At 51.4% G+C, this 17,657-nt stretch carries 16 protein-coding genes; 9 read left to right on the forward strand and 7 right to left on the reverse strand.

The genetic code is table 11. The features are described from left to right. Nucleotides 1-29 precede the first annotated feature (29 nt). On the forward strand, nucleotides 30-950 hold the full coding sequence (locus AB3N39_RS20620; protein WP_133295364.1) for an alpha/beta hydrolase: 921 nt from the start codon (nucleotides 30-32) through the stop codon (nucleotides 948-950). A gap of 8 nt (nucleotides 951-958) precedes the next feature. Here AB3N39_RS20620 and fabY read toward each other — a convergent pair whose 3' ends face one another. From fabY to yihX, 4 genes are read right to left on the reverse strand one after another with little or no spacing between them, the layout of a single operon-like run. Beyond that, the gene (gene fabY / locus AB3N39_RS20625; RefSeq protein WP_367896980.1) at nucleotides 959-1,900 is read right to left on the reverse strand and encodes a fatty acid biosynthesis protein FabY; all 942 of its coding nucleotides are present in this window, start codon (nucleotides 1,898-1,900) and stop codon (nucleotides 959-961) included. 44 nt (nucleotides 1,901-1,944) lie between these two features. Then, entirely contained in the window at nucleotides 1,945-2,382 is a 438-nt protein-coding gene (gene dtd, locus AB3N39_RS20630; protein WP_008501836.1) for a D-aminoacyl-tRNA deacylase, read from the reverse strand. Further along, nucleotides 2,379-3,260, reverse strand: a complete 882-nt coding sequence (locus AB3N39_RS20635; protein WP_367896981.1) for a virulence factor BrkB family protein — start codon at nucleotides 3,258-3,260, stop codon at nucleotides 2,379-2,381. The genes dtd and AB3N39_RS20635 overlap by 4 nt, the downstream gene beginning before the upstream one ends. Next, nucleotides 3,254-3,853, reverse strand: coding sequence for a glucose-1-phosphatase (gene yihX / locus AB3N39_RS20640; protein ID WP_143345679.1), 600 nt, complete (start codon nucleotides 3,851-3,853; stop codon nucleotides 3,254-3,256). Before yihX ends, AB3N39_RS20635 begins: the two co-directional genes overlap by 7 nt. A gap of 405 nt (nucleotides 3,854-4,258) precedes the next feature. Here yihX and AB3N39_RS20645 point away from each other — a divergent pair, with 405 nt between their 5' ends. The 4 genes from AB3N39_RS20645 (at nucleotide 4,259) to AB3N39_RS20660 (ending at nucleotide 8,775) form a co-directional block, all read left to right on the forward strand. Further along, nucleotides 4,259-5,035: a hypothetical protein gene (locus AB3N39_RS20645; RefSeq protein ID WP_143345680.1), complete on the forward strand. Its 777-nt coding sequence runs from the start codon at nucleotides 4,259-4,261 to the stop codon at nucleotides 5,033-5,035. Between the two features lie 2 nt (nucleotides 5,036-5,037). Then, complete coding sequence (locus AB3N39_RS20650; RefSeq protein WP_143345681.1) at nucleotides 5,038-5,322, forward strand: hypothetical protein; 285 nt, start codon at nucleotides 5,038-5,040, stop codon at nucleotides 5,320-5,322. A gap of 68 nt (nucleotides 5,323-5,390) precedes the next feature. Next, a complete protein-coding gene (locus AB3N39_RS20655) occupies nucleotides 5,391-6,665 on the forward strand; it encodes an HlyD family secretion protein (protein WP_143345682.1) in 1,275 nt (424 codons plus the stop codon). After that, a complete protein-coding gene (locus tag AB3N39_RS20660) occupies nucleotides 6,658-8,775 on the forward strand; it encodes a peptidase domain-containing ABC transporter (RefSeq protein WP_133295369.1) in 2,118 nt (705 codons plus the stop codon). The genes AB3N39_RS20655 and AB3N39_RS20660 overlap by 8 nt, the downstream gene beginning before the upstream one ends. A 156-nt stretch (nucleotides 8,776-8,931) precedes the next feature. On the opposite strand, the gene typA is transcribed toward AB3N39_RS20660, so the two are convergent. Beyond that, nucleotides 8,932-10,755 carry a ribosome-dependent GTPase TypA gene (gene typA, locus AB3N39_RS20665; protein ID WP_008501854.1) on the reverse strand — a complete coding sequence of 608 codons (1,824 nt, stop codon included), beginning with the start codon at nucleotides 10,753-10,755 and terminating at the stop codon, nucleotides 8,932-8,934. A gap of 376 nt (nucleotides 10,756-11,131) precedes the next feature. Between typA and glnA the strand changes: the two genes are divergently transcribed. The 4 genes from glnA to AB3N39_RS20685 all read left to right on the forward strand — a co-directional run bounded on the left by glnA (nucleotide 11,132) and on the right by AB3N39_RS20685 (nucleotide 15,406). Continuing rightward, nucleotides 11,132-12,541 (forward strand): glutamate--ammonia ligase, encoded by a 1,410-nt coding sequence (glnA, locus tag AB3N39_RS20670; protein WP_008501856.1) that lies wholly within the window; start codon nucleotides 11,132-11,134, stop codon nucleotides 12,539-12,541. A 170-nt stretch (nucleotides 12,542-12,711) separates the two neighbouring features. Next, complete coding sequence (glnL, locus tag AB3N39_RS20675) at nucleotides 12,712-13,761, forward strand: nitrogen regulation protein NR(II) (RefSeq protein WP_008501857.1); 1,050 nt, start codon at nucleotides 12,712-12,714, stop codon at nucleotides 13,759-13,761. An 11-nt stretch (nucleotides 13,762-13,772) separates the two neighbouring features. Beyond that, entirely contained in the window at nucleotides 13,773-15,185 is a 1,413-nt protein-coding gene (glnG, locus tag AB3N39_RS20680) for a nitrogen regulation protein NR(I) (RefSeq protein ID WP_008501858.1), read from the forward strand. Between the two features lie 110 nt (nucleotides 15,186-15,295). Continuing rightward, nucleotides 15,296-15,406, forward strand: a complete 111-nt coding sequence (locus AB3N39_RS20685; protein ID WP_136196048.1) for a YshB family small membrane protein — start codon at nucleotides 15,296-15,298, stop codon at nucleotides 15,404-15,406. A gap of 100 nt (nucleotides 15,407-15,506) precedes the next feature. Here AB3N39_RS20685 and hemN read toward each other — a convergent pair whose 3' ends face one another. Continuing rightward, entirely contained in the window at nucleotides 15,507-16,880 is a 1,374-nt protein-coding gene (gene hemN, locus AB3N39_RS20690; RefSeq protein WP_115876966.1) for an oxygen-independent coproporphyrinogen III oxidase, read from the reverse strand. Nucleotides 16,881-17,068: 188 nt separating this feature from the next. Further along, nucleotides 17,069-17,584: a Der GTPase-activating protein YihI gene (gene yihI, locus AB3N39_RS20695; protein WP_143345684.1), complete on the reverse strand. Its 516-nt coding sequence runs from the start codon at nucleotides 17,582-17,584 to the stop codon at nucleotides 17,069-17,071. Nucleotides 17,585-17,657: the final 73 nt, after the last annotated feature.

Below are 17,657 nucleotides of genomic sequence, written 5' to 3' on the forward strand. Positions count from 1 at the left end.
GTTCATCCATACAGTAAAAGGGATTATTCATGGCGCTGGAAAAGGGTATTGCACAGCTGGTTCAGGGATTTATCGCTGCAGGGCGGCCCTCGTTACGTCGCCAGAGCATTGAGGTGCGACGAGCAGGCTATATTGCCAGCACAGGGCTTGCCGGGGAGACCGAAACGCGCGTTCAGGTAGAGACGTTTGTTCTTGAGGGTCTTACCATTCGGGTATTTTCACCTCTCAATGCGCCTGAAATATTGCCTGCTGCCATTTACTATCATGGTGGATGTTTCATCAGCGGCGGCTTTGATACCCATGACAACCAACTCCGCCAGTTAGCCTGCTACGGCAATTGCCGGGTGATCGCGATTCAGTACAGGCTGGCCCCGGAGCATATTTTCCCCGCAGCACATGACGATGCGGAAAAAGGTGCAGATCTGGTCTGGCAATATGCGGACAAACTGGGCGTGGATAAAAACCGGATCACTCTTTGCGGAGACAGCGCAGGAGGCCATCTTGCGCTGGTAACGTCATTGCGGCTCAACGCGAAAGGACGATGGAAACCCGCACAGCTCATTCTTATCTATCCCATGCTCGACGCCACCGCCAGTTTTGAAAGCTATGCCCTCAATGGCACGGATTACATTATCACCCGCGATACCCTGCTCAGCGGGTATGAAATGTACCTCGCCGACATCGACCGCCAGCATCCCGAAGCGAGCCCGCTGTGGCGCGATGATTTTTACGGACTTCCGCCAGTGCACATCATTACCGCAGAGTACGATCCGCTATGCGATGAGGGAGAAATGTTATATCAGCATTTGACTGAGCAGGGTGTGAAGTGTACCGCTCAGCGCTGGCTGGGCGTCATCCATGGCTTCTTTCAGCTTGGCGGCGTTAGCCAGTCTGCGCGAGACGTTATGCGGGATATCGCCGGGCGGATTCAGCACGCCCGGATAACGTGAACAGAAGATTACTCCTCCTCGTTCCCACCCTCTTCATACGCGCCAAAAGGCTTCGCCGGAAGAACAATGTAGGTGCCTTCAAACACCGCGCCCGGTGTTTTATCGCCAAATAGTTCAACCTGCATTTGTACGCGAGCCTTGCGGCCGCGTGCCAGGCGATCCAGATCGCCGCCCAGCGATCCCAGATCGGCCACCGCGCTCGGTTTACCGCTGATCGGTGCGCTATAGCGAATATGAGCATCAGCAAGAATGATGGTGCCACCCAGATGGCGCTCGCGCAGCATCAGCCAGATAAGTCCCCAGCCGGTGAGCGTGGCCAGTGAGAACAGACTTCCGGCAAAGAGGGTGTGGTGGGGGTTCTGATTGCCAGTTTCCGGCATGGTGGTAATAAATTTTTGTCCGGTGTACTGCTGAATGCGCACGCCCATTTTTTCGCTGAGCGGAATGTGCTGATACCAGGCCTGCTGCAGCTGTCCGCACCAGTCGGCGCGATGCAGAATATCGTCCAGCGTAGCAATCGGTTTGATCATCAAAAAATGACGAATCGGCGTGGTTTGCGGGGTCGTGATCTCCCCCTGATTCACAAAACCGAGTTTAGCGAAGAATTCCACGGCATCTTCGCGGGCGCTACAGGTAACGCGCTTAACGCCTTCCTGACGGGCGACGGATTCCAGGGTCATCGCCATTAGCGTCCCCAGACCTTTGTCCTGCACGGAGGGATGAACGGCCATAAAGCGAATAGACGCTTCGTTGTCGGCGTTGATATACAGACGCCCCACGGCGACGAGATTACCCTCTTCATCAACCACCATCTGGTGATGCGCCATAGCGTCCCAGGCGTCGCGTTCAGATCCTTTCGGCTGATGCAGTGGCTTGCGTAGCATTTCCCAGCGGAACTGGTAATAAGCTTCTAACTCTTCTTCCGTTTGCGGTACTCGAAGGTGATACATAGCTGTACTCTCTCTTGTTACCCGCGGCCACGCCGCCAGTTGGCTCATACCTGGAGCCAGAATGTGACGGGGCCATCGTTCACCAGCGAAACCTGCATATCTGCAGCGAATCGTCCGGTTTGCGTATTCATTTCCTGCTGGCGACAACGCTCAACAAAGTACTCGTAAAGTGCTTCTGCACGATCCGGCGCGGCGCCTTTAGAGAAACTCGGGCGCATGCCGCGCTCGGTATCCGCTGCCAGCGTAAACTGGGAAACCACCAGCACGCTGCCGCCCGCCTGCTGGACGTTCAGGTTCATTTTACCTTCGGCATCGCTGAAAATACGGTAGCCCAGCACGCGCTCACACAAGCGGTTGGCTTTTTGTTCGTCGTCATCCTTTTCGACACCTAACAACACCAAAAGTCCTGGGCCAATTTCACCCGTCACCTCTCCCTCCACGGTGACGCTGGCACGGGTTACGCGTTGTATCAATGCAATCATGGTTGGTCTGCTTCTTGTTGTTTTTCAGCTGCTGCTGCTTTTTTAAGTTCGCGGTATACACCGAGAGTGACAGTTATTTCAGCCCCAAGCAAGACGATACACCAGGTCCAGTAGACCCAGACAAACAAAATGGGGATCACCGCCAGCACGCCGTAAATCAGCTGATAGGACGGGAACATGGTGATGTAGAGGGCAAACCCTTTTTTGCCCAGCTCAAAGAGCAACGCCGCCACCAGCGCCCCCACGACCGCATCGCGGTTAGGCACGCGCGTGGTTGGTACGACGCTATAGAGCAGCCAGAACGAGAGCCACGACAGGATCAATGGAAAAATGCGAAGCCCATTATCAATAACGCCGTTTAAATCACTCGCCCAGCGCAGGGAAAGAAGGTAAGAACTGATTGCCAGGCTCGCCCCGGCCAGCAACGGCCCCAGCGTGAGAATCATCCAGTACACGGCAAAGGAATAGACCTTTGGTCGTGCCTTTTTACTCCGCCAGATGGTGTTCAGCGCGTTATCAATGGCGTACATCAACAACAGCGCAGTGACGATAAGACCGCATGCCCCCACAGCCGTCATCTTGCTGGAGTTGGCGACAAACTGCTCAATGTAGTTCTGGATAACATCCCCGGTTGCCGGAATGAAATTCGCGAAGACAAAATGACGAAGCTGCACGCTGACGTCCGCAAACATCGGAAAGGCGGAAAACAGGGCAAAGATAACCGCCACCAGCGGCACTAACGAGAGCAATGACACGTAGGCGAGGTTACCCGCCAGCGTGGTCATATTGTCCTCATCAATCCGGTGCCAGAGCAGTTTCAGCCAGGCCCGCAGCGGGCGAGTATGGTGCGTGGCTTTTTGATGAACGGTTTTTAGCATAGCTGCTTCGCAAAGTAGTCAGGTATCGTCTCTTTTCCGGTCACCAGAATTGACGTAATACCCAACTGGTTAGCTCCCTCTATATTATCGGCGTTGTCGTCGAAAAAGACCGCATCGGCCGCGGTGAATCCTTCTGACTGCAGAACAGCCTGATAAATTCGCGCTTCAGGCTTACGCATGCCCATCTCCTGCGAGAGATAGATTTTATCAGCCGCCGCCTTAACTTCAGGGTATTCTTCAGGCCAGAACGTGGTATGCAGGCGGTTGGTATTTGATAGCACAACGACACGATGCCCCTGCTCGCGCAGTTTGTGCATGATGTCGATCACTTCAGGCCGGATGGCGACAAATACCGCCTGCCAACCGTGGGAAAACTGTTCATAGCTTAACGAAAGCCCCATCTCCTGACAGAAACGATCAGCGAATGCTTCATCGCTAATCTCACCGCGCTCATGCTGGTGGAAGGTCTCGCCCATCGCGAAATTCTGCTTTAAGGTCGCCAGCGGCACGCGGCTAAAATCGCTCCATGCGCCCAACACGCGATTAAAATCGATATCGACGATGACGTTTCCTAAATCAAAGATATAAAGCATGTTTATCTCCTGCTCGCCGTGGAGAGGTAACTGTAGCGGGAAAGATAAAGTTTGGCTATGCATGAGATTCAGCTTAGAGGGAGCAGTATGAAGAACAAAAATTTAGCCAGGAAGATGATATTGGCTTACGGGCGATAGGCAGGGATGAGTTTTATTTAAGTTCGATTTTGCGAAGATATACGTTTTAGTTCATTCTGCAAAAAATTATAGAAAAACGCTTCCGTAATATTTTTTCTCATCACCATATTCCCCCATTTTTGCCATGGCAATCCCATTTCGCGCGGCTTTGCTCGAAATCGCAACAAGTTCACCTTACTTAAATTTACATTTAGATACAAATACTCTATTTATCTTCTTTTTTATAATGATAAGTTTACATTACTTTACACATGGAGCTACACTTTCGTGAAGATTAAAAAGGGATACGTCCTCAGTGCCGTTTTAATAGCTTTACTCTGCGCTTTCGCTATTTATTCATACAATGCCTACCGATTTAAAAAAGCCAGCAGAGATATTTTATATCAACTCTCTAGCCAACTGATTGTGAAGCAAGGGCTTGAACCAAAACTTTCACCCCACCTCGTTTTTGATACGTTATATATCGACGGAAACATATCCAAAGATGATGACAAAATCATTGTGGGGCTTATCAGAAAAAACCTTATCCCTGTCAGAACGATATCCATAAACAGTGGTGGCGGCGATGTCGAAACTGCAATAAAAATAGCACAAGTTATTCATGATAAAGAAATTAACATTGAGGTCAGGCGATTATGCCTTTCTTCCTGTGCTAACTATCTTTTCCCAGCGGCAAAAAACAAAATCATCAACTATGGTTCCATTATTGGTTTCCATGGGTCGCCTAATTCTGATGACAATAAGTTAACAACTACGGTTAACGGAGAAATCAATACAGACACAACGATAACAGATCGCATTTTCTCAGAAATAAGAAAAACGGATAAAGCATTCTACAAAGATATAAATGTGTCATGGATGATGCCACTTTGCGGGCAAAAAGAAAATATTGGTGATCCAGACACAGGTCTGTCGACGTACAGCGAAAAGGATTTTACGCGTTTTGGCGTAAAAAACATTTCATTCACGGATGGTGAAATGGTATGGAAAAAGTCTATGGATATTATGGGTATACCTTTTGCTCACTATTGCAAGGAAAATTAATAATGCGTGAACTCAATGAAAGTGAATTATGTAACGTCAGCGGTGCAGGAATGTGGGGTTCTATCGGTAGTGCGATTGGTGGGATGTTCGGTGGTGGTAGCGCTGGTTGTAATGGCAGCTATTCTCACACCAGCACCACTAACAAAGATGGTTCTCACTCTGAAAGCACATCCTTTAGCGGTGGTTGCTCGGTTAACGTTGGTGGTAAAAGCGGTGGTTCATCAAAAGGTAATGGTGGTTCGAAAAGTGGCGGTGGCCGCCAGGGTAATGATCACGGTAGACATTAATTCCTGAACCATTATAACTCATAGCCGCTGATATTTGGCGGCTATTTCCACCCCGCAAGAGGCCAGAAATGTTTCGCAAGGAAGCTATTGAATATCAGAGTACACGGTGGGAAGGGAAAGCTGTTCTTCTGCCGGGCATCCCTTTTGCTCTTATCATATTGCTCAGCATTTTTTTTATTGCTTCCATTTCTATTTTTATTACCAAAGGTTCCTACACCCGTCGCGTCATCGTTCACGGTGAAATAACCACTTTCCCTGGCGCAGTGAATATCTCTGCATCAATGCAGGGTACAGTCGTGCAGAGTTTTGTTAATGAAGGCGATCGCGTAAAAAAAGGTGATGCTCTCTTTCTCATTCATTCGGGTGTATCGACGCAATCAGGCCTGGTTGATGAGAATAAAAAAAAGGAGATCGCGCTACAGATAAAGAGTATCAGCGTAATGATGGCAAATTTGAACTCTTCGAAAAACCGTACGCTCAACGCGCTGACGACTCAAAAAGATCATTATCAGTCCAGTTTTAATACCTCATCTGGGCTACTGGTGCAGGCTGAGCGGGAACTGCATCAGATTGAGAAGAACGTTAACGATTACCGTGGTTATCAGGAAAAAGGTCTGGTCACCAAAGACCAGATGAGTAGCCAAAACGCACTACTCTACCAACAGCAGAGCAATGTTTCTGACCTGGTCGCCAGAAAATCACAGGACCAGGTTCAGATTGATGCGCTCAATCAGCAAATCCAGTCCCAGAGCGCTGATTATGACCAACAGATTTACCAGCTTGAGCAACAAATATACGAACTGCAAAAAGAAAAGTTAAATACAGAAGCGGAAGGTAATTATGTCATCGTGGCAACAGCCGATGGCTTAATCGACTCCATCAATACGGCGCAAGGTAAGATGATCGGCGCAGGCGATGTACTGGCGCGAGTTCAGCAGAATATCCATTCACCATGCTATCTCGAAACCTGGGTTCCGGATGAAGTTCTTCCTTATCTGGCGATTGGCCAGCGCGTTAATGTTAGTTACGACGCCTTTCCTTATGAAAAATTTGGTCAGTTCAGGGCATCAATATCAGCAATATCCAGGCTTCCGGCATCGAAGCCAGAACTCCTGTCAAAGCAGACCATCGCACATGAATTCTATGACGATAAAAAGTCCTGGTACAAAATCATGATCAAACCTGACCTACAGTCTGTGCAAGTTCATGGAAAACAACTCTCACTGAGCCAGGGAGCCAAAGCGCAGATTTCTCTTTTCCTTGAAAAGAGACATATCTATGAGTGGTTATTATCGCCATTTTACGAAATGAAAATGAGCGTAACGGACGCAGGTAATGAATAATCTTTATACACTTGAGACGCTGCTGCGCAAGTTGGATCTGAAAATATTTAAACGCATCCCAGTTGTCTTTCAAACCGAAGCGTCCGAATGTGGCCTGGCCTGTCTTTCAATGATATGCAGTTTTTATGGCAAGCAGGTGGATCTACTGCAACTCCGGCAACAATTCAATTTGTCATCACGTGGGGTCAACCTCAATGCGATAAAAGCAATTGCCAGTGAACTGGAGATGTCGTCACGCGCATTGTCCGTGGACCTTCAGGAATTACATGACGTGCGTAAGCCCTGCATATTGCATTGGGATTTTAACCATTTTGTCGTACTGATTAAGGTCGATAAGAACAGCGCGGTGATCCACGACCCTGCGTTTGGACGACGGGTGATTAGCATGCCCGAATTATCCCAACATTTTACTGGTGTTGTGCTTGAGGTATGGCCGGGAACCACTTTCTCAGTTCAAAAGAAGCAAAACAGGTTAAAAGCGACCACGTTATTAAAGAATATCAATGGACTGATAACTTCACTGACGAAGGTATTTTTCTTATCGCTGGTGATTGAGTTGATCAGCCTGCTAATGCCAGTGGGGACACAATTAGTCACGGATAATGTGATTGCATCCGGAGATTACGGTTTACTTAATATCATCTGTCTTGGGTTGTTTATTCTGATTCTGTTACGTTTGACGGTCAGTGTCATACGCTCCTGGACCACGCTGATACTGGGAACACTCATCGACGTCCAGTGGAGTTTTAGCCTCTTTTCTCACCTTATTAAGCTACCGACCACCTATTTTGAAAGACGCAAACTGGGGGACATTCAGTCTCGTTTCCACTCGCTTGATGTTATACGGGCCACTTTTACCACAGGTTTGACTGGTAGCATTATTGATACGCTAATGCTCATGGGTTTGCTGGTAATGATGTTTTTATACAACCTGCAGCTCAGCATGATAGTGGTCTCTTTTACCGCAATATACACCTTCATTAGGTTTGCTACCTATCGATACTATCGCCAGCTATCCGAAGAAGAGTTAATCAAGGAAGCACGCCTTAATTCTTATTTTATGGAAACCCTGTACGGTATCGCGACGATTAAAGTTCAGGGGATGACTGACCTGAGAATCAATAACTGGTTTAATCTTTTTTCAGATAAGGTCAATACAGGCATTCGTTTGACGCGAATGGATCTCTTCTTTGGTGGCGTCGTCTCTTTTATCGCCGCCTGCGACCAAATTGTTATCCTGTGGGTTAGCGGCAGGCTGATGATGGATAGTCATTTAACCATCGGTATGTTTATTGCATTTAACACCTTCAGGAGTCAGTTCTATGACCGAATAAATGCCCTGATCAACTTTATCATTCAGCTGAAGATCATCAATTTACACAATGAACGCGTTGCCGATATTGCGCTGCACGAAGCATCTTCTATAACGGCCACCAGCCCGCTGCGTTTACCACACGGAGCCTTAACGCTCGAAACTCAGGATCTGACTTACCGTTATGATAACCATGCGGACCCTATCTTCAGCAAACTGAATCTGACCATTCATGCCGGGGAGAGTATTGCTATTACGGGCGTATCGGGTTCAGGTAAAAGCACCTTGATGAAAGTGTTGTGCGGTTTATTCGAACCGTCGAACGGCTGCGTCCGAATTAATGGCATTGATATTAAGCAACTTGGTTTCGAGCATTATGCTGAACGCATTGCCTGTATCATGCAGGAAGATAAGCTGTTTTCAGGCTCAATCAAAGAGAATATCGCCGGTTTTCGGCCTGACATTGACGAGCAGTGGATGGTGCAATGCGCTATCGCAAGCCATATTCATAATGACATTTTAAAGCTACCAATGGGTTACGAGACACTGATTGGTGAACTTGGGGAAGGGTTGTCGGGCGGTCAAAAACAGCGGATTTATATTGCCCGGGCATTATACCGTAAACCGGGTATTTTATTCATGGACGAGGCGACCAGCCACCTTGATAAAACCAGTGAAAGTCAGGTCAATCAGTCTATACAGGCGATGAACATTACGAGGATTATTATCGCGCATCGCGAAACCACGATTTCATCGGCAGATCGGGTGTTCGTGATAAATGGAGCAGAGTTACCCTAATCCGTGAATTTCGCAGGAAAAAGATAGCGTTGGGACATAACGTCCCCGGGTAATGAAGAATTCTGGCGATCATCGAATAAAAAAGCCGCTGAGGGATCAGCGGCTTTTTACCTGCCGGGTGGCGCGTGCGCTTACCCGGCCTATAGATTGACCGTATTACTCTTCTTTCGCACCGCGCATAGCACGTTTACGATCGTTCTCGGTCAGGTGACGTTTACGGATACGGATAGACAGCGGAGTCACTTCTACCAGTTCGTCGTCATCGATGAATTCCAGAGCCTGCTCCAGGGTCATCTTGATCGGTGGAACCAGAACCGTTGCTTCGTCAGTACCGGACGCACGCATGTTGGTCAGTTTCTTACCGGTCAGGCAGTTTACGGTCAGGTCGTTAGAACGGCTGTGAATACCGATGATCTGGCCTTCGTAAACTTCAGCACCGTGACCCAGGAACAGCTTACCGCGATCCTGCAGACCGAACAGCGCAAACGCAACCGCTTTACCCTGACCGTTGGAGATCAGTACGCCGTTGTTACGCTGGCCCACTTCGCCCGGACGCACGTCGTCGTAGTGGCTGAAGGTGGAGTACAGCAGACCGGTACCGGAGGTCATGGTCATGAACTCAGAACGGAAGCCGATCAGGCCACGGCTTGGGATCACGTAGTCGAGACGTACGCGGCCTTTGCCATCTGGATTCATGTTTTTCAGGTCGCCTTTACGCTCACCCAGCGCCTGCATCACAGAACCCTGGTGCTGCTCTTCAACGTCCAGCGTCACGTTTTCGAACGGCTCTTGTTTACGGCCGTCGATTTCGCGGAAGATAACTTTCGGACGGGAAACCGCCATTTCGAAACCTTCACGACGCATGTTTTCGATCAGAACAGACAGGTGCAGCTCACCACGACCAGAAACGCGGAATGCATCAGCGTCTTCGGTTTCTTCAACACGCAGCGCAACGTTGTGCACCAGCTCTTTGTTCAGGCGGTCAAGGATCTGACGAGAGGTAACGAACTTACCTTCTTTTCCACAGAACGGAGAGGTGTTGACGTTGAAGAACATGGTAACGGTTGGTTCATCAACAGACAGGGCTGGCAGCGCTTCCACGTTCTGCGGATCGCAGATGGTGTCAGAGATGTTCAGCTCGCCCAGACCGGTGATAGCGATGATGTCGCCCGCTTCAGCCAGATCGCTGTCGATACGCTCCAGACCCAGGTGAGTCAGCACTTTGCCAACTTTACCGTTACGGGTTTTGCCTTCGCTATCGATGATAGTAACCTGCTGGTTTGGCTTCACTTTACCGCGTTTGATACGGCCGATACCGATGACGCCAACGTAGTTGTTGTAGTCGAGCTGGGAGATCTGCATCTGCAGTGGACCATCCAGATCAACATCCGGTGCCGGTACGTGATCGACAATCGCCTGATACAGCGGGGTCATGTCTTCCGCCATATCTTCGTGATCCAGACCCGCGATACCATTCAGCGCCGAAGCGTAAATGATAGGGAAGTCCAGCTGTTCGTCGGTCGCATCGAGGTTAACGAACAGGTCGAATACCTGATCAACAACCCAGTCAGGACGTGCGCCAGGACGGTCAACCTTGTTGATAACAACAATTGGTTTCAGGCCATGGGCAAATGCTTTTTTGGTCACGAAGCGCGTTTGCGGCATTGGGCCGTCAAATGCGTCAACCACCAGCAGCACGGAATCCACCATGGACATCACGCGCTCAACTTCACCACCGAAGTCGGCGTGCCCTGGGGTATCAACGATGTTGATACGGTAGTCATTCCATTTAATCGCGGTGTTTTTCGCGAGGATGGTAATCCCACGCTCTTTCTCCAAATCGTTGGAGTCCATCACACGCTCTTGAGTTTCGGCACGCGCATCAAACGTACCGGATTGCTGCAGCAGCTTATCAACCAGGGTAGTTTTACCATGGTCAACGTGCGCGATGATGGCGATGTTACGCAAATTTTCGATCACAACTTTGCCTCAGGCATTAGAAATAGCGCGTTATTGTACACGGATTAATCGCACTACAAAACAGGATCACAAACATCCTCCGCAAACAAGTATTGCAGAGATGCTTTGTGATCGCTTTCACGGAGCGAAAAAGGGCACTTTAACGTAAATTGCACCAATATGGTGCTCAATGTTCACATTGAAGCACTATACTGGTGCAACAAATCCATCGTGGTGCAGCCCTTTTGCACTATGGTGCGCATGATAACGCCTTTTTGGGGTGATTTAAAAGTTGGCACAGATTTCGCTTTATAAAAATTACATGGCAACAGCCAGTACAAACAGAAACTGAAGACCTCGTTACCACGACGACAATGACCAATCTGGAGAGTTAAGTATGTCCGCTGAACACGTTTTGACGATGCTGAACGAACATGAAGTGAAGTTTGTTGATCTCCGCTTCACCGACACCAAAGGTAAAGAACAGCACGTCACAATCCCTGCTCATCAGGTGAACGCCGAATTCTTTGAAGAAGGCAAAATGTTTGACGGCTCCTCCATTGGTGGCTGGAAAGGCATTAACGAATCCGACATGGTTCTGATGCCAGATGCAACCACTGCGGTCATTGATCCGTTCTTCGAAGAACCAACCCTGATCATCCGTTGCGACATCCTCGAGCCAGGCACGCTGCAGGGCTACGACCGCGACCCACGTTCTATCGCGAAACGCGCTGAAGAGTACCTGCGTTCTACCGGCATCGCAGACACCGTTCTGTTCGGGCCAGAGCCAGAATTCTTCCTGTTCGATGACATCCGTTTCGGTGCTTCTATTTCTGGCTCCCACGTTGCTATCGACGACATCGAAGGTGCATGGAACTCCTCCACCAAATATGAAGGTGGTAACAAAGGTCACCGTCCTGGCGTTAAAGGTGGTTACTTCCCGGTTCCTCCGGTCGATTCTGCACAGGACATTCGTTCCACCATGTGTCTGGTGATGGAAGAGATGGGCCTGGTTGTTGAAGCTCACCACCACGAAGTGGCGACTGCGGGTCAGAACGAAGTGGCAACCCGCTTCAACACCATGACCAAAAAAGCGGACGAAATTCAGATCTACAAATACGTTGTGCACAACGTTGCGCACCGTTTCGGTAAAACCGCGACCTTCATGCCAAAACCAATGTTTGGCGACAACGGTTCCGGTATGCACTGCCACATGTCTCTGTCCAAAAACGGTACCAACCTGTTCTCTGGCGACAAATATGCTGGCCTGTCCGAGCAGGCGCTGTACTACATCGGCGGCGTAATCAAACACGCTAAAGCGATCAACGCCCTGGCGAACCCAACCACCAACTCCTACAAGCGTCTGGTCCCGGGCTACGAAGCGCCAGTGATGCTGGCCTACTCTGCACGTAACCGTTCTGCTTCTATCCGTATCCCGGTAGTAGCGTCTCCTAAAGCGCGTCGTATCGAAGTACGCTTCCCGGATCCAGCGGCTAACCCATACCTGTGCTTCGCAGCACTGCTGATGGCCGGTCTGGACGGTATCAAGAACAAGATCCACCCGGGCGAAGCGATGGACAAAAACCTGTACGACCTGCCGCCAGAAGAAGCGAAAGAGATCCCACAGGTTGCTGGCTCTCTGGAAGAAGCCCTGCAGGCGCTGGACGCAGACCGTGAGTTCCTGACTGCAGGTGGCGTATTCACTGACGACGCTATCGATGCTTACATCGCACTGCGCACTGAAGAGAACGACCGCGTGCGCATGACTCCGCATCCGGTTGAGTTCGAACTGTACTACAGCGTTTAATTAAGTTGTTTTACCCGGCGTGACAAGCGCCGGGAGTAGTTGCCGTGGAAACTTTTAGCCCATCTCAGGATGGGCTTTTTTCTCCACCAACAATCTGATCTCACGCGCTTTTTACGCCGAAAACGCTATACTGCACTAAATTAGTGCAAACGACTCCAGGAGACTGCTGAATGGCAACTGGCACGCTGCCCGATGCTGGGCAGATCCTCAATTCTTTGATTAACAGCATCTTGCTGGTCGATGACGAGCTGGCCGTTCATTACGCCAACCCGGCGGCACAGCAGCTGCTTGCCCAAAGCGCACGTAAACTATTCGGTACCCCGCTTCCGGAACTCCTGAGCTACTTTTCGCTGAATATTGGCCTGATGCAGGAAAGCTTACAGGCAGGCCAGGGTTTCACCGATAACGAAGTGACGCTGGTGATCGACGGGCGCTCGCACATTCTGTCGCTAACCGCGCAACGTCTTCCCGAAGGCCTGATCCTGCTGGAAATGGCGCCGATGGATAATCAGCGTCGACTGAGCCAGGAGCAGCTTCAGCATGCGCAGCAGATTGCAGCCCGTGACCTCGTGCGCGGTCTGGCGCATGAAATTAAAAACCCGCTGGGTGGGTTACGCGGCGCGGCGCAGCTTCTGACCAAGGCGCTGCCTGACCCTGCGCTGGCGGAATATACCAACGTCATCATTGAGCAGGCGGACCGTCTGCGGAATCTGGTAGACCGTCTTCTCGGTCCGCAGCAGCCGGGAATGCACGTCACTGAAAGCATCCATAAAGTGGCTGAGCGGGTGGTGAAGCTCGTCTCAATGGAGCTGCCGGAGAACGTCACGCTGGTACGTGATTACGACCCAAGCCTGCCGGAACTGGCCCATGACCCGGATCAGATTGAGCAGGTCCTGTTGAATATTGTGCGTAATGCTCTGCAGGCGCTGGGACCTGAAGGCGGCGAGATTATTTTACGCACCCGCACCGCCTTCCAGCTCACGTTACACGGCGTGCGCTACCGGCTGGCCGCCCGAATCGACGTTGAGGATAACGGGCCCGGCATTCCATCGCATCTGCAGGACACCCTGTTCTACCCGATGGTCAGCGGCCGTGAAGGCGGAACCGGCCTGGGCTTATCCATTGCCCGCAGTTTGATCGACCAACACTCTGGAAAAATTGAATTTACCAGTTGGCCGGGACATACCGAGTTTTCGGTTTTCCTGCCGATTAAAAAATAAAGGTGACGTTTATGCAACGAGGGATAGTCTGGGTAGTCGATGACGATAGCTCCATCCGTTGGGTGCTTGAACGCGCGCTCACAGGGGCGGGATTAAGCTGCACGACGTTTGAGAGCGGCAGCGAAGTGCTCGACGCACTCACCACTAAAACGCCCGATGTTCTGCTGTCGGATATCCGTATGCCGGGCATGGACGGGCTGGCGCTGTTAAAGCAGATCAAACAACGCCACCCTATGCTACCGGTCATCATAATGACCGCGCACTCCGATCTGGATGCCGCAGTAAGCGCCTATCAGCAAGGGGCGTTCGATTACCTGCCCAAACCGTTTGATATCGACGAAGCGGTGGCGCTGGTTGAGCGCGCGATTAGCCATTATCAGGAGCAGCAACAGCCGCGCCACGCGCCCGATTTTGGGCCAACCACCGACATCATCGGCGAAGCGCCGGCGATGCAGGACGTGTTTCGCATTATTGGCCGTCTGTCCCGCTCGTCCATCAGCGTCTTGATTAACGGCGAATCGGGCACCGGTAAAGAGCTTGTGGCGCATGCACTGCATCGCCATAGCCCGCGGGCAAAAGCCCCGTTCATCGCCCTGAATATGGCGGCGATCCCGAAGGATTTAATTGAGTCCGAACTGTTCGGCCATGAAAAAGGGGCATTTACCGGCGCAAATACCATTCGCCAGGGGCGCTTCGAACAGGCTGACGGCGGCACGCTGTTCCTGGATGAAATCGGTGATATGCCGCTGGACGTTCAGACCCGCCTGCTGCGCGTGCTGGCCGACGGGCAGTTTTATCGCGTGGGCGGCTATGCGCCGGTGAAAGTGGACGTGCGTATTATCGCCGCGACCCACCAGAACCTGGAGCAACGCGTGCAGGAAGGCAAATTCCGTGAGGATTTATTCCACCGTCTTAACGTCATCCGCGTTCATCTGCCGCCGCTGCGTGAACGTCGGGAAGATATTCCCCGCCTGGCGCGTCATTTTCTGCAGGTGGCTGCCCGCGAGCTGGGCGTGGAAGCCAAGCAGCTTCACCCGGAAACCGATGCCGCTCTAACGCGTCTGGCGTGGCCGGGCAACGTGCGTCAGCTGGAAAACACCTGCCGCTGGTTAACCGTGATGGCTGCCGGTCAGGAAGTGCTGATTCAGGATTTACCGGCCGAACTGTTTGAGGCGACCGCGCCGGAAAGCAGTAGCGGACACGCGCTGCCGGACAGCTGGGCGACGCTGCTGGCGCAGTGGGCCGACCGCGCGCTGCGTTCCGGTCATCAAAACCTGCTGTCTGAGGCTCAGCCTGAGATGGAGCGTACGCTGTTGACCACCGCGCTTCGTCATACGCAGGGTCACAAGCAGGAAGCCGCTCGCCTGTTGGGATGGGGTCGCAATACCCTGACGCGCAAGCTGAAAGAGCTGGGAATGGAGTAATATCCGCGCTTGTGTAAAGGTTATTAATTGAACGCAAATCGTCGTTATTTTGCGCTTTACTGTTCCGATGAGTTTTGTATGATCGTGCCCGGAAATTGGGGGTGAACATCATGCTGGAAACATTCGTGAATATGCTCTCTAGCGGAGCCGCTGAAAGCCACACGCCACAAACAGCCGTTGCGGCTATGTTGTGCGCGGCGCTGGTTGGGCTGTTTAGCTAGCGAGTTGGCGATGAAAAGCCGGGTGACGCTTCGCTTACCCGGCCGACATTTCGCACTTTTGTAGGCCGGGTAAGGCGAAGCCGCCACCCGGCATTACAGTTTAAATAACTCGCGAGAACTGCTGCATTCGCGCTTTCTGACGCAGATACGCGTCAAAGCACATGCAGATATTACGGATCAACAGACGCCCTTTCGGGGTGACCTCTATGGCTCTCTCCGACACATCCACCAGCCCGTCTTTCGCCAGCGGCGCCAGAAGCTTCAGATCTTCCGCGAAATAATCGCTGAAGTTCAGTTCCCACTGCGCTTCCACATCGCTGAAATCGAGACGGAAGTTGCAGATAAGCGCCTTAATCACATCGCGACGGATACAGTCATCACGCGTTAACGCAATGCCGCGCCACAGCGCGTTGCCAGTCTCATCAACCTGCTGGTAATACAGCTTCAGCTCTTTCTGGTTCTGCGCGTAGCAGTCGCCAATCATGCTAATGGCGGAGACACCCATTCCCAGTAAATCGGTATCGCCCTGGGTCGTATATCCCTGGAAGTTACGGTGCAGGACCCCTTCGCGCTGAGCAACGGCCAGCTCGTCATCCGGGCGGGCAAAGTGATCCATGCCGATAAACTGATAGCCGGTGTCGGTCAGCGAGGTGATGGTTTCCTGCAGGATATCTAGCTTCTGCTGGGCAGAAGGAAGATCGGCATCTTTGATTTTGCGCTGGGCGGCAAAGAGCGTTGGCAGATGCGCATAGTTAAAGACGCTCAGGCGGTCCGGGTTAAGTTCAGCCACGCGCTTCAGCGTGAAGGCGAAGCTTTCCGGCGTTTGCTTTGGCAGGCCGTAAATCAGGTCAATATTGGTCGAGGTGAAACCAATCTCACGCGCGTGATTGAGTAAGGCAAAGATAAATTCTTCGTCCTGCTCGCGGTTCACCAGACGCTGAACCTCTTTATTGAAATCCTGTACGCCCATACTCAGTCGGTTGAATCCTTCTGCGCGTAAATGATCCAGGACATCCAGCTGAATTTCACGCGGATCGACTTCGATCGAGATCTCAGCGTCAGCATTAAAACTGAAATTGCCGCGCAGAAGCGCCATCAGGCGGCTTATTTGCGCTTTGTTCAGATAGGTTGGCGTACCGCCGCCCCAGTGAAGCTGGCTCACGTGACGGCCTTTAAACAGCGGCGCGCGATGAACAATTTCCTGTTCGAGCGCATCAAGATACTGGTCGGCTTTATGCTGCTGGCGGGTCACGATTTTATTGCAGCCGCAGAAGTAGCAAAGCTTGTGGCAGAACGGAATATGGACGTAGAGCGACAGCGGACGCTCAGGATAGCGCGCGACAGCCTGCTGGAAATCACGCTCTCCGAAGGCATCGGAGAACTCCAGCGCGGTGGGGTAAGACGTATAACGCGGCCCGGAATAGTTATATTTCTGGATTAGGGCCAAATCCCAGTCGATAGTTGATGCTGACATGCTCACTCCTTCCGTTGGTGTCGCGTTCGTATACGGCGGCCCGTTCTGACCCCATTGCGGGCCATCATTCGGGTGCGCAGCCACTTCTGTCGCCGCGACAACCGCCGTAGTTTAACGAATAACCACACCAGATAACATATAACCGGAAGGGTTATAAGCAGGACTATCGTGCCTGCCGGGTGCAAATGTTAGTTTCCACCCTTCAGAAGACGCATCATATCTTCCTGCTTCTCGTCTTCTTCTTCATCTTCGTCATCGTCGTATGACAGGCCCAGCTTCTGCATCAGTTCATCAATACGATCCAGTTTGGCATCCACCCATGACTGCTCTTCAGCGGTCAGGGTTTCACCCTCTTCAAGACGTTCCAGCAGCGCGTCCAGGCGCTCATCGTTCTCCAGCAAATCCAGCTCAGCCTGCGGTGAAAGCATAGGTTTCTCGCTCTTTGGTTTGTGCTGCTTAGTGACCGGGGTGTCTGTCACGCCCAGTGGAATGGGAGTTTTACTGCCGATACGAGGATCTTTCTGCTGCCTGCCTTTTGCAGAAGAGCCCGCTGCACCACCACCGTTGGCACGGCTACCCGCAGCATGACCGCGATGTTTTTTGTCGCGTTTGCGGTCGCGCGCTTCCTGGTTCAGTTCTTCGCGCGTTTTGCGGCGTGCTTTTGCAGGGCGTTTCGCGCCCGCAGCGGAGGTTGGTTTTTTCATGATGTTTTATCTTTAAGTCGTTTTCTTCAGTATAGAATTGCGGCGAAATCTAGCAGAAAGCAAGCAAAGAAAA

This window comes from Enterobacter vonholyi (assembly GCF_040834095.1).
Taxonomy (GTDB): Bacteria; Pseudomonadota; Gammaproteobacteria; order Enterobacterales; family Enterobacteriaceae; genus Enterobacter; species Enterobacter vonholyi.